This is a genomic window from Selenomonas sp. AB3002 (genome assembly GCF_000702545.1).
Classification (GTDB): Bacteria; Bacillota; Negativicutes; order Selenomonadales; family Selenomonadaceae; genus Selenomonas_B; species Selenomonas_B ruminantium_A.
On record NZ_JNIO01000005.1, the window covers coordinates 128,094 to 139,843 of the forward strand.

Below are 11,750 nucleotides of genomic sequence, written 5' to 3' on the forward strand. Positions count from 1 at the left end.
GGCCTCCTATGATTAAGATTGTATCATAGAAGACCTTATGACTTCGAGAGGGAAGTTGATTTACAGAGAAACTTTCACAGTTTCACAAAATGAATTACTCGATAATTTAACATCGAATTCGAGCCACAAATATGCACAATAAAGCTTGATAATAAAAACGCACTATCACTTGATGGTGCGTTTTATATTTCACGAGGTAGTGTTCATATTTCTCTTAAAATTTTCTGCATTTTGTGTGGTGTTATTTTGGTTTCCACCTGAAGCATTTTGAGTATCGCTCTTTTTGTCTTCCAAAGCTGAACGTCCTGCTCTCATATTATTTAGCATTCTACTACCGCTATTTGTTCTCAAATCATCCATAGCTTTTACAGCACCTCTATATCTAGCTACAGGCGTCGTGCTCATGAGTTTCGACTTACCTAACTGTGCCAAAGTTCCAGTCCATCTGCCTTTATTGTTTGCACTGATGGCACGAGCAGCCCGCACGGCTCCCACGCTTCCAGCAACAGCACCGGTGGCATTGACAGCAGTATTAGCTGCCCCCTTGGCCATATCTACCATTCCTCCGCCACTAAGGCTTGGCTGGCCATTTATCAAGCTTGAGACTATTTCAGGGATCTTCTTGGTAAGCATGTATATGACCATGGCCGCCAGTACAGCCTGAAAAAGCAGTGCCGGTTGTGTCCATACATCATGTGTTGCTTCCATCTTAGTCCTGAAGGTTTGCATAAAGGGGATAGCCATAGCTGTTATAAAGGAAATAACGGACAGCTTAATGGCCAGATTAAACATGCCTCCAATCGCCTTTTCTGCCAGAAAAGCAAACTTATCAAGCATGATAAACGGCAATAAAGGAATCGTGATTAGTGCCATGGTATAGAATTCAATTCTAGCCATAAACATTTCTATAGCTGTAAGTATCATGCAAACTACTACTACCGCCAAAGAAAGCAAATTTAGCAATAACAAACCTATGCTCTTACAGTTGAATTCATCCCATACGTGCTTAAAAATGTAGAAGCCATTCTTGTATATGGAATCAGGCTTCAAATCCACGCCCCCGGTTGCACCGGCTCCACCTGCCAGGAATCCAATTTGCTGGAACCCCTGTCCCAATGCCCCCATCAGGTCAATCCAGTTCATCATCAGGAACATGAAAATCCCCATCTTGATAATCACAGACAAGAGATATTTTACCTTGTCACCAGAAATCAGCTTGAAAGACATTTGCCAGCCAACTTCCAGCACCGTAAGGATAAGAAGCAACTTTAGGCAAGGGGAAAGAATCGCCTGAGAGCCGGGCTTTATCACGCCATTAAGGTAGCTATCCATAAAGCCGGATAACACATCCATGTCCTTGACATCATCCTTGATATCCGGGCTGTAAAAAGTCGGTGAAGATGGCCCGTGACCGGCACTGCTGGCCATATCCACGATGCCTGTCTCTGTAAGGAACGCCCCGAAGTTTATGGCAAGGCCAGCCCCTAGCAACCAGCTCCAAATGGTTTTCTTGCCATCCTCTATGCCCCAGCCTACCATCATGGCGGCCACCGCTGTCATCACCAACACTGTGACCTTGGCCAAGGTCACAAAAGCACCCCCGATTAACGCCAGCTGCTTATCGAAGTTGCCTCCCAGCCCTGTGCCGCCGGCCACGATGGAATCACTGCTGGCAGCCAAGGCCGTGCCGCTTATGCCCAGCACCAGCAGCATGGCTATCACCGCTATGCCAATGTTCTTGTTTGTCTTCAACGTGTCATCGCCTCTTCTCTTTCTTTGCCTGAGATATGCTCTACAAATCTATGGCTGTCCATCAGCTTTTCCTGCTGGCCTAAATGGTCAAGGCGTGGGGAGTTTGCCAGTATGCCCGAAATATGGGCACTGCCTATCCCTTTTTCTTTCAACAGTGGCACCATGGCCTTGTCGGCCTCGTAAATCCCTATCCCGGCCTGTTTCCTACTTATGTCCTTCACAGCCGCATAATAAATGTCCTCAAAATGCTCCGGCGTAAGCCTTGCCAGTGCCTCATCCAGAGAGCCAGCATGTTGCACTTTGGGCAAAACCAGCAAGGGGGTTGCCTTTCTGTCCTCCACGGCCTTGCCTATGATTTCACGGGTGAAGTCATCCAGCTGGCACATGGTATCGAAGATGAACTGCCAGTCCTCGGTTTCCTGCTGGGCTTTCTTGCCTATCTCTTTCAGCACTTCCCGGACGGGAGCCAGTTCTTCAGCTCCGAAATCAAACTCCTTGGCTGCTTGCCCTATGGCCAGTGTCCACAAGTCCAGAGCCTCACATAGTTTCTGTGCCTCATGGAGCCGGGTCACAGCATTGCGGATCTCCCCGGTCACCCGCTGCCAATATTCTATGAGGTCGCTCTTGGCGTGGTCTGGCTTGTGCTCCATCAGCCTATCATACAGCTGCTGATAGGTTTCCTTGTCCTCCTGTGCCTCGGTCTTCACCTCTTCCTTTGGGTCAGTGATTTCTTGAAGCCTACGCCCCATGACCTCCCTGCCTCCCAGTTCCAGCCATTCCCCAGGGTCTTTGCAGGGCTGCCATGCCTTGGGAATGAACTTTACTGAAAGTCCTTGTCCGGCAAGGCTTTCAGCCAGTTCCTTTCCCGTCCTCTCCCCGGCTTCATCATTGTCGAGGGTTATCAGGAACTCGGCGGGGGAATCCTTGGCCTTGCTTACCAGAAGATTGGCGTTGCTCACGCTGTTCAGGGAGATGGCTTTTCCTCCGGCCTGTTCTATGGCAAGAGCATCCAAAGCCCCCTCCACAACAAAGACCTGCCCCGGCTCTTTCAGCTTTTCGCCGCCGGTCAAGGACACTGCCACGCCCTTGGGATTCTTGTAGCGTATGCGTTCATCAGGCTGTGTGGTTCTGGCCACATAGGCGGTGTCCGTGGGGATTATGAGCCTTTTTTCATGCACATCGTAGCCAAGGCCATGGTCTTTTACAAAATCCTTGGCAAAGCCCCGCTTTCGCCAGAAGTCGGTCTGCAGGATATTCTGCTGACAATTTCTCAGGTATTGCTTTATCCTCTCCTTGCCCTCCGGAGTTAGTTCTGTCCGTACGGCAGAAGCCTTCCTTGGCGGGCTATAAACTACCGGCCTTGCATCAGTGTCCTTTTCCAGCGTGCCGTAAAGCTGCCGTGCCCGCTCTACCTGCTGGCTGAACTCCGGCAGGTTCTCCCTTACCCCAATGAGCTTGTACAAGTCCCATGTACCTCTGCATCCGAAGCAGTACACCACAGGACAGGTATTCGGGCCCTTGTCATAGTAATGGGCTGATGGGGAATCGTCTCCATGAGCAGGGTCCGGGCAGGAGAAATTCTTGCCCGCTCAATGGCCTCCGGCGTGGCACAGCCGCTTTCTATGAGGTAATCCGCCAGGTGCCGTCCCAGCTCCATTTTTTCCTGTTCGTCTATGTATTTCATGGCCGCAGCCACCTCCCTAATTTATAGGATAATATGTATTCAACCCGCAAAAACTCTACAATGTTTCACTGTGCGGGGGATTTTCTGATATACTTTATGTAAGGACTATTACTAGGAGGGATTCTGCATGTTTCTTGGTCTGATGGCTATATTCATAGGCTCCCTTATCGCATTATTCATCCTTCTTACGATATGTATGTTCGTAGCACAAATCCTATTCAAGCTGCTTGCAAAAATCTTCCAGCTCATCTTTAGGTAAAAGGCCGCCTTTTGGCGGCTTTTTACATTTCAGCTTTACACAGCCTCAGTGGCTGCAAAATCTGGCCATGCTTTCCCGGGAATCTTGCTCCATTTTCTCGGTCATGGCCTTTTCGTAATTTCTGACGTAATATTCCTCTGCCTCCATGGCCATGATGTTTGCCAGTGCCTCGTTGCCGTTATGGGCAGCAAGGGCATTGGCCGCAAGGATGGCCGTCTGGGCTTGCAAGACCTGCTTCTGACCTTCGGCATTGTTGGCAGCCTCCACGGCAGAGTTGACACTGGCGGAGAGCTTGCCATCTGCCACCTGAATGTTCTTGGCTGACTCCGCTGCCGCTTTGTAGGTAGCATCCAAAGCCCTGCGGTTCTTCATGGTTCGCTGGTACAAATCCACCACCGTAGCATCACCGTTGAAGACATCCTCAATGGTGCCTATCTCATTTTCCATGATGGTTGTAGGTGTGGAATGACGGTTGAGGATGCTAGGGAGCTTGCCAAGCTTATCCAATGTCCCCTTGGGGTACATAATATCTCCCGACATGAGGGACTGCTCCGCTGCCTGTTGGCTCTGGAGTATGGCCAGCAACTTTTTGGGATCCAGCGACTTGGTGTTGAGGATTTCCAAGGCCAGCTGCTTCTGTTCCTCGGTGAGGATTTTTGCCGTCTGTACAGCTTCCTTGATGGCCTCTTCCACGTTTTTCTGGTCATAGACCAGAATGGTGGCCTCGGCGTTCCTGCTGGACAGGTTCATAGCCCCAAAAGGCACGGTCACGCCAAGGACCACCCCCATGGCTATGGCCGCTTTCCTGAATTTCATCTGCCTCACTTCCTTCACTGGTAATAGTATCTGTTCAGTAGCTGGGTATAGGTGCCGTTCACCTCCACTACATAGTTCTGGGTTTCGGCAAAAGGCGGGCACCCGCCGTATTTTCTCACCGCATTGCCCCCGGCATTGTAGGCAGCCACCGCATTGGTAACAGCGTAATCTCCATAGCCAGAAAAGCTGTCCAACTGGCTCCGCAGGTAGGAAACGCCCCCAATGACATTTCCCAGCGGGTCATAAGGGTCTACCCCAACAGCCGTAGCCGTCCCTGGCATCAGCTGCATCAGGCCGATGGCTCCGGCACCCGAAAAACTGCCAAAATTGAAGTGGCTCTCGGTTTCCATGACGGAGGTCACCAGTAGCGGATCTACGTCGTACAGGCTGGCAGCATAGCAAATGGCATCTGTTATCCAGACTGCTTCATTGGCGTTGCCATTGTAGGCAACCACCTCCGCATAGACCACACTCCGAACATCTGCTGCCTCTGCCGTGCTTTCCCCGGGGAGGCCCCCTTGAAGCAAATATAGCGACATAATCGCTATCCAAAATAACCGTTTCACTCATTCACGCCCCCTGTATAAACTGTTTCGGTTATCGTTCTGTGCCGTACCGGCGTTTCCACTCCTGCCCATGTTTCATTGCGTGTTTCTTCTTCCACCGTGGTCTGGCTATACACTGCCTTTTGGGCACGGGTGGCCACGCTGGCACCATAATTCTGCTGGCTGGTACGGCAGGGAGATTCCTCATCCAGGACATTCCCCACTGCCACAGTAGAAAAGCCAGCCATGAGTAGAGACATGGCCACCAGCTCATCCATCTTCATGTTGTATGGCAAGAGGCTGTGACGTTTCTGCATGGCCTCCCGCTCATCCCGATATTCCTCGGCAATGTTGTCCGTCTTCTTTTCCCTTGCCCTCGGCCTCTCCCTTGCCAGCCGCCTTTGGGCATTCAAGATTTCCTGCTGGGCTTTGCGGATAAGGCTATGCTCCACATAGAGGCCGCTTACCCCCGGCATCACCGTCCACGGCGAACAAGCAAGTAGTGCCGCAATGACCAGTTCCTTTTTATGTCTGGCCAGAAGTTTTGCCGCTATGCTTTCATCGTCAGCTGGCCGCATGACCTTGTTCTTCTGCCAGAGCTTCTTCATTTCGGCCTTGTATTCAGCCTCGGCAGCATTTTCCTTGATGTCCTTGCCCTGCTCGTAAGCCTTGATGGCAAGAATCCGGGAATAAGCGTTCCGCACCCGCTGCAGAATCCCATCCACATAGGGTGCCGCCGTCTTGGACTTGGCTTTCTGCTGGCTGGTCTTTTTCAGCAGGGCATTGCGGATGGCCAGAGTGTCGTAGCCGTGCATCATGAGCTGCAGGGCACCTTGACCGCACTGGTATTCGCTGGCCGTGTCAAACTCCAGCCCTTCGGCAGAAAGCTCCAGCTGGCGGCTGTATTCTTCCTCCAAGGCATCTTCCTTGGCCAGCTGTGCGGCATTCTCAGCCATCTGCTCAACTACTGAATCTATGACTTCATCAGCGTAATCATATGCCTCTGCCAACCCCGTATCTTCCAGAAGAATCGCCCGGGGGCTTTGGCCTATCACATCATGCAAGGCTTCCCGGTCAAAATCCTTGTACCGCAAGAGACAGGTTTCAGCAATGTCCCTGTCCACGCCATTTTCCCAAAGTCTTCCTGCACGGCTCGGGTTCAGTGCCAGCCTCTCCTGCAGCAGATACTTCCAGATGGCCTGTGCCGTATAGTCCAAGGCCAGCATTTCCTTGAAGGTTTTGCCGGAAGGAAGCTTATCTTCTACCTTTTCCAGCCATTCCTGCTGCTTCTGGATAAGCCTCCGGGCTTTCTCCAATAATCCCTGGGCATAGCTGTGTTCCCGGCCTTTCTCTATGTGAGGGTTGCCCTCAATGATGGCTTTTTCTATATCTGCATCTGTGCGGCACTTGCGGATGAGCGACATGGTGATAAGGCAATCGAAGTATCTGCGGAAATTCCCTGCAATGCCCCCGTCATGCCCTGCCCGCCGAAAAGTCTTGTCATAGACCGCCAGACGGTTCTTATACATATCCAGAACACTGACCTCAGCCTTATCCGTGGTTGTCCCCTTGACTTCCCCGTCATACAGGAGAGCTTCGATGTATTTATCCTCCAGCCGTCCCGGCTCTCTTGCCACTGGGGAGGCTTTCTCCAAGGCTTGGGGCAGGAACTTCTCCGGGAAGCCCTCTTCCACCATCTGCCGGATTACTGCCCGTTCATCAGAAAAGCTCAATAAGTGGCAGCCCTTTTCAGCCATATAGCGTTTCAGGTATGACCTGTAAACAGCTGCCGGGGATTTTCCCTGCCCTACAGCCGGGCATCCTCGATACTCAAGTAAGCACTCTTTACCTGCTGGGCTTTTTCCATGAGCTTTTCCAGCTCGTCTATATGCTCACGCCCATAGTTGTGCAAGCGAGAATCCATGACATCGTAGACAGTCTCCGGCATGTACTTTTCCTGCACCAGAAGGTAGATGGCCACCTGCCCTTCGGCATGGAAGTTCCAGCCCTTTTCCCTGCCCTGGGGGCTTTCCAAAAGCTTGGCATACTCTGCCGCTGCTTCCTCACAAGCCTCTATGTCTTCATCCGCCTTTTTCCCTCTGGCCTCCGCCACAGCCCTGAACAGGTTGTTGGCGTATCTGTCAGCAACTTGGCCATCTGCTATCTGGCTGACAAAATATCCTTCGTCCTGAATGAACGCATGGACATCCCGCTCCGAAAAGCCTTGGTCAAGTAAAGCTGACAGGGCTTCTTCGTCTGCCGGGGCCAAGAGGTCTGCTATCTCCCTTTCGTGTCGTTCCCGCACCTCTTGATAGATGCGGCTCATTTCCCCGGCTTTATCGCTGGCCAGTGCCCTGATGTGCCCCGGCTCAATCCCTGCCGGAAGAATTTTCTCCAAGGCCTGTGCTGCCCCGGCCTCTTCCAGCTGTCCAAGGTAGAAGCTGTTATCCATAAGGCCGGATTTTACTTCCTCCCATGAGTAGCCCGCCTCCGCAAAGGCTCCCATGGCCTCCCGGTCTATTCCCTCGTAAAGGTCAGCCAGTCTATCCTGGGACAGCAGCCTATTCATCTGCCGCCGGTAGGCCTTTCTTATCTCAGCCATGCTGTCACCTTCTCATTTTCTTCCACGGACTGCTTGATGCCCTTGGCAATATCCGTCACGGTGCCTGTGAAAGAATACATCGTCATTGCCAAAGGCTTTGCCCATGTGGACTGTGTTGCTTTCCTCCATGGAGCCGTCCTTGATATGCCGGTTGAAATTGGCCTCCAGCTGGTTCATCCTTTCCTCCATGCGGGTCACTCTGGCGGCAAAGTAGATGATCAGAATGGTCAATAGGATTTCAAAACTCGATACCATAGATTATTTCCTCCCTGCTTTTTTCTTCCGGGTATTCCACCCTATTCTCTAAAATCCAATGCCTATTGAAGTCTGCTGCCCCATACTCTGTGAGGATTTCATTCATCCTGTTCAGTGCCTTTTTGTCTACTGCCACATAGGAAAGGGTGAAGGGGCAGTATTCCAAGGCCAAATCAAAGAGCCGGGAACCTTCCGGGCTGTCGTAGTAATACTGACGTTTCGGCGTGGCAGCTGCCACGATTTCAATCTGCCTCTGATTGAGGCCGAAGGTTTCATAGGTCTTCTTCTGGCTTTCCTCCAGAGCGTGGGTTATTGGGCAGGAAAATCCGGAATGGCAGTTGGGTGAGGATTGTGTCCAGCAGCGGAGATTTCGTAATATCCACCAAGGACTGGGTGGCGAAGACCACGCTGGCATTGTATTTACGGAGAACTTTCAGCCATTCCCTAATCTTCTCGGCAAACATGGGATTGTCGAAGAAGACCCAGCACTCATCCAGCACGATAAGTGTCGGTGCCCAGTGAGGCTCTGCTCGATGCGATGGAAGATATACATAAGTGCGGGTCCGACAATCATCTTGGAACCCATGAGCTTTTCCATTTCAAAGGTCTGCCAGCTGCCAATCTCCAAGTTGTCCGTGTCGGAATCGAAGATGGCACCATACTCGCCCTGATTGCCCTTGCTGTCAGCCAAGGCCAAGGGAGAAAAAGCCTCCTTGAGCTTGAAATCCTGCAAGTAGCCTACAAAGCCGGAAATGGTTCTGAACTCCTGTGCCATGCCTGACAGTGCCCCCAAGGCATCACGGATAATGCCCTTTACCTCCGGGGTAATCTCCATGTTCTCCTGCCGGAGGAAGTCACACAGCCATTCCTGTGCCCACTGGCGTTCGTTGTCATCGTCAATATGGGGCAAGGGGCTGGAAGGACAGCTCCCCCCTTCTCGCTGCCGAGGTCATAGAACTTGCCTCCCACACCTGTAGTCAGGATTTTGGAGGAAGCACCCTTGTCAAAAATAATGACCTGGGAATCCTTGTATTTGCGGAATGAGGCTTCCAAGCAGTTCAAGAGTACAGATTTACCGGCACCAGTGGGACCGACTACTAGGCTGTGCCCAACATCCCCCACATGAAGGTTCAGCCGGAAAGGGGTATTGCCTGTTGTCTGTGTGTATAGGGAGAGCGGGGCCTGACAGGTGCTTGTTTCTAGCGTGACCTGCCCAAATATCTGACAGGGGCATCATGTGTACCATGTTGCCCGGTGGATATCAGGGGACGGCGTACATTGTGTTGAGAGCATCCCCGGGATGCTCCCGACCAAGCATCAAGGGCATTCACATCTTCAATAACCGTCTGCTTCATGCCAAGAATTCACAAGACCTGACGCACCATCTTGGCTCGTTCCTCCACTACCTCCCGGTCTTCATCCATCACCACTACTGCCGTGGTGTAGTAGACGTAAGGAAATGGTCGTCACCCCCTCCCACGGCGCGTTGATGGCATCTTTCACATCCCGCAGCTTGGCCTCCACCGTTTCATTGTTGTTCTCCCCACGTTGTTCTGGCGGTGGAACAAGAGGGACAAGATGGACTGGAGCTTGCCCTTCCACTTTCCGCTTGATGCCCTCCAAGTTCTTCCAACACATCAGAACTTAGACATACAGACGCATCCTGGTTGTCAACCCGATAGGGAAAGTTCATCTGGTTCAGGGCATCGAAATAGCCGAAGACCGTATCTGTGGCCGAAGTCGATGGGGGTAATCACCCGGATATGCCTTCCTGCCCAGTCTCGGCTCTATGCCCCCGTAGAGGGGCGTGTCGTAAAACATCATCTGGTCTAGGAGCATAGCTTCTTGGGCATGGTGAGCTCCTGCTATCTGCCGAAATGGTTGAGTGCAGATATGCCAGGGTTTCCATGCTTGTCTAGGAACTCCGTGGAATCCTCAGGCTCTTGAATATCTGTGATATTTCATTACTGCCTTCGTAGAAGTAGGTCAGGGAATCTTCTGCATCCACATCCCGGTGTTCCCGGCCTTCCACCCATCATTTCACGGATGCGCTTCCTGGCTGTCTTTCGGCGGCATCCAGTAAAGCGGTTGTAAAAGGTGGATTCAAAATAATTGCCTCCGGCGAAGAGATAACGCCGCTCCATTCTAATCCCCTTGGTGATGGGGTCGGGAAGTAGTTATCCTCAAGGGTAGGAAGTGAGAAACGGTGTCCTCTGGCTTCAAAGTGCATGAACCCAGCCGGTCTTGACGCTCCCTATGGCCTCCTGCAATATCCTTGTGTGATGGCCAGCTCTTCCCGCACTGCTGAATCTAGGTCGGGGCCTCGATAACGCCATGTGGTCATAAAGCTGCCATCCTTGCCAATGGGACGCCCAGCTTCGATTGCCAGCTGAATGGCGAATACTCGATGATTCTGGCAAAAGGGCATCACATCTTTCAAGGCCACTTCTTGTTTCGCTCGAATAAGTCCAGTCGGTACAAGGCCTACGCCTCCTTTCGGAATGGGTCAATAAGTGTCAGAAAGGCTCCAAAGCTCATTTGCGGCGGTGTGAGATTTGCCCGGAACAACCCCGGCAAGCTCCCCCACCACACATCTTTGCGGTTGTAATCCTCCACGATATAGAGTGCTTCCAATCGGTTCAGCACATCCCGGACGTATCTTTCAATTTCCTTCGTCTGCCCTTTGTCTGTCAGGAGGAAAAGGCTGTTGGCGTATATGCCCGTCAGTTCCCCGAGCAGCGGGGCACTTATGAGCTTCTTCACAGATTTCCTGCCGCTGCACCACTTGCCCATGTAGGCCAGCAGCTTCTTCTCCGCTTTTTCCGGCTCCATGAGCAGCAGCCGCTGCACAAACCTAAAGGGCATCCGGTCTACAGCATGGAGCAAGATGTCCTCCTGTTTCAGGGGCAGGGGGGCAGCAAGGGAAACGGCCACCGTTTCCTCCCCTCCCATTTCTATGCTATTGCCGGATAGGTTCAGGTCTAATCCCTGTGACAGCAGTGCATCCAGATACAAGGGAACCTCCGGCATGGTTATTTTCTGTTCGTTGTAGGCGATGGCAAAGCTCATGAAGTCAATGACATCCTGATATTCCAGAGCACTGGCCTCTGTGACTTTGCCGATAGCATCTGCAAAATTGTCCAAGACCGTGGCGAAATAAATCCCGGCATCCTCGGCCTTAACGGTAATTTCCTTGTCCAAACGATTCACGGCGTATCCCGCCTGATTGATGAAGGGTTCCAACACAGAACTATGAACAGCCCATCCTGCTCCATGGGAACGTGCTGACGTTCCAACCACAGGCTCCATCCCTCCCGGAAATCCGGCAGCTTCAAATCTACCTGTTCCCCCTCCGGCAAAGCCTTGTAGCGGATAACCCGGAAGTAGCTGCCATCCTTTTCCTGCACCACATGAGGAAGCGTCAGGCCTCCCCAGGGCAGCCAGTCGGCTACTGTGTTATTGCTTAAATCAAATTCTTTCCACGACATAATGCACCTCGATAAATAATTAGAGCGGAGCGGCCAAAAGCCCCACTCCGCTCCATCTGCTCACGTTGAATAGTAATTGTCCTTATACATATACTGGCTCAAGCAGTCGAAGAACTGGGCATCATCCTTGGCAAGGTACACACACAGGGCATGTACGGCCACGGACAAGAGCAGTATATAGACAAAGTGAAAATACATGACGAACATGAATGACACGATACCATTGAGGATAACGACGTTTCTCGGTGCACCCATAAAGAGAATTTCCTCTGTCAGTGAGTGAGCGATAAAAGGCAGGTTATACCAAGAAACAACCCCTTCCTGACCGTCCATGGTGGCCTCACATGAA

The 11,750-nt window shown here is 51.8% G+C and carries 14 protein-coding genes; all 14 read right to left on the reverse strand.

Annotated features, from left to right (window positions below):
• Positions 1 to 189 precede the first annotated feature (189 nt).
• The gene (locus tag P159_RS0105615) at positions 190 to 1,752 is read right to left on the reverse strand and encodes a type IV secretion system protein (RefSeq protein WP_051650160.1); all 1,563 of its coding nucleotides are present in this window, start codon (positions 1,750 to 1,752) and stop codon (positions 190 to 192) included.
• A complete protein-coding gene (locus P159_RS0105620; RefSeq protein WP_029542260.1) occupies positions 1,749 to 3,215 on the reverse strand; it encodes a toprim domain-containing protein in 1,467 nt (488 codons plus the stop codon). Before P159_RS0105620 ends, P159_RS0105615 begins: the two co-directional genes overlap by 4 nt.
• On the reverse strand, positions 3,194 to 3,436 hold the full coding sequence (locus tag P159_RS20535) for a hypothetical protein (RefSeq protein ID WP_029542261.1): 243 nt from the start codon (positions 3,434 to 3,436) through the stop codon (positions 3,194 to 3,196). Before P159_RS20535 ends, P159_RS0105620 begins: the two co-directional genes overlap by 22 nt.
• A gap of 304 nt (positions 3,437 to 3,740) precedes the next feature.
• Entirely contained in the window at positions 3,741 to 4,511 is a 771-nt protein-coding gene (locus tag P159_RS0105635) for a hypothetical protein (RefSeq protein WP_029542264.1), read from the reverse strand.
• Between the two features lie 14 nt (positions 4,512 to 4,525).
• The gene (locus P159_RS0105640; protein WP_318253510.1) at positions 4,526 to 5,077 is read right to left on the reverse strand and encodes a lytic transglycosylase domain-containing protein; all 552 of its coding nucleotides are present in this window, start codon (positions 5,075 to 5,077) and stop codon (positions 4,526 to 4,528) included.
• On the reverse strand, positions 5,074 to 6,789 hold the full coding sequence (locus P159_RS0105645) for a hypothetical protein (RefSeq protein WP_029542267.1): 1,716 nt from the start codon (positions 6,787 to 6,789) through the stop codon (positions 5,074 to 5,076). Before P159_RS0105645 ends, P159_RS0105640 begins: the two co-directional genes overlap by 4 nt.
• Positions 6,790 to 6,863: 74 nt before the next feature.
• Positions 6,864 to 7,658, reverse strand: a complete 795-nt coding sequence (locus tag P159_RS0105650; RefSeq protein WP_029542269.1) for a hypothetical protein — start codon at positions 7,656 to 7,658, stop codon at positions 6,864 to 6,866.
• 12 nt (positions 7,659 to 7,670) lie between these two features.
• A complete protein-coding gene (locus P159_RS0105655; RefSeq protein WP_185753627.1) occupies positions 7,671 to 7,913 on the reverse strand; it encodes a hypothetical protein in 243 nt (80 codons plus the stop codon).
• Positions 7,897 to 8,151 (reverse strand): hypothetical protein, encoded by a 255-nt coding sequence (locus P159_RS21145; RefSeq protein ID WP_051650162.1) that lies wholly within the window; start codon positions 8,149 to 8,151, stop codon positions 7,897 to 7,899. Before P159_RS21145 ends, P159_RS0105655 begins: the two co-directional genes overlap by 17 nt.
• Before the next feature lie 34 nt (positions 8,152 to 8,185).
• The gene (locus tag P159_RS21150; protein ID WP_318253511.1) at positions 8,186 to 8,377 is read right to left on the reverse strand and encodes a hypothetical protein; all 192 of its coding nucleotides are present in this window, start codon (positions 8,375 to 8,377) and stop codon (positions 8,186 to 8,188) included.
• Positions 8,347 to 8,823, reverse strand: a complete 477-nt coding sequence (locus tag P159_RS21155; protein ID WP_051650163.1) for a hypothetical protein — start codon at positions 8,821 to 8,823, stop codon at positions 8,347 to 8,349. The genes P159_RS21150 and P159_RS21155 overlap by 31 nt, the downstream gene beginning before the upstream one ends.
• 1,574 nt (positions 8,824 to 10,397) lie before the next feature.
• Positions 10,398 to 11,123, reverse strand: coding sequence for a hypothetical protein (locus P159_RS0105670; RefSeq protein WP_029542276.1), 726 nt, complete (start codon positions 11,121 to 11,123; stop codon positions 10,398 to 10,400).
• Entirely contained in the window at positions 11,120 to 11,401 is a 282-nt protein-coding gene (locus P159_RS0105675) for a hypothetical protein (protein WP_029542278.1), read from the reverse strand. Before P159_RS0105675 ends, P159_RS0105670 begins: the two co-directional genes overlap by 4 nt.
• Before the next feature lie 60 nt (positions 11,402 to 11,461).
• Positions 11,462 to 11,750 (reverse strand): VirB3 family type IV secretion system protein (locus tag P159_RS0105680; protein ID WP_221174060.1); only part of this gene is annotated, 289 nt, incomplete at its 5' end.

Excerpts from the sequence above, each read along its gene's own strand:
- P159_RS0105635 (WP_029542264.1), bottom strand. The coding sequence starts at position 4,511 with ATGAAATTCAGGAAAGCGGCCATAGCCATGGGGGTGGTCCTTGGCGTG.
- P159_RS21150 (WP_318253511.1), bottom strand. The coding sequence starts at position 8,377 with ATGTTTGCCGAGAAGATTAGGGAATGGCTGAAAGTTCTCCGTAAATAC.
- P159_RS0105655 (WP_185753627.1), bottom strand. The coding sequence starts at position 7,913 with ATGGTATCGAGTTTTGAAATCCTATTGACCATTCTGATCATCTACTTT.
- P159_RS20535 (WP_029542261.1), bottom strand. The coding sequence starts at position 3,436 with ATGAAATACATAGACGAACAGGAAAAAATGGAGCTGGGACGGCACCTG.
- P159_RS0105650 (WP_029542269.1), bottom strand. The coding sequence starts at position 7,658 with ATGGCTGAGATAAGAAAGGCCTACCGGCGGCAGATGAATAGGCTGCTG.
- P159_RS0105675 (WP_029542278.1), bottom strand. The coding sequence starts at position 11,401 with ATGTCGTGGAAAGAATTTGATTTAAGCAATAACACAGTAGCCGACTGG.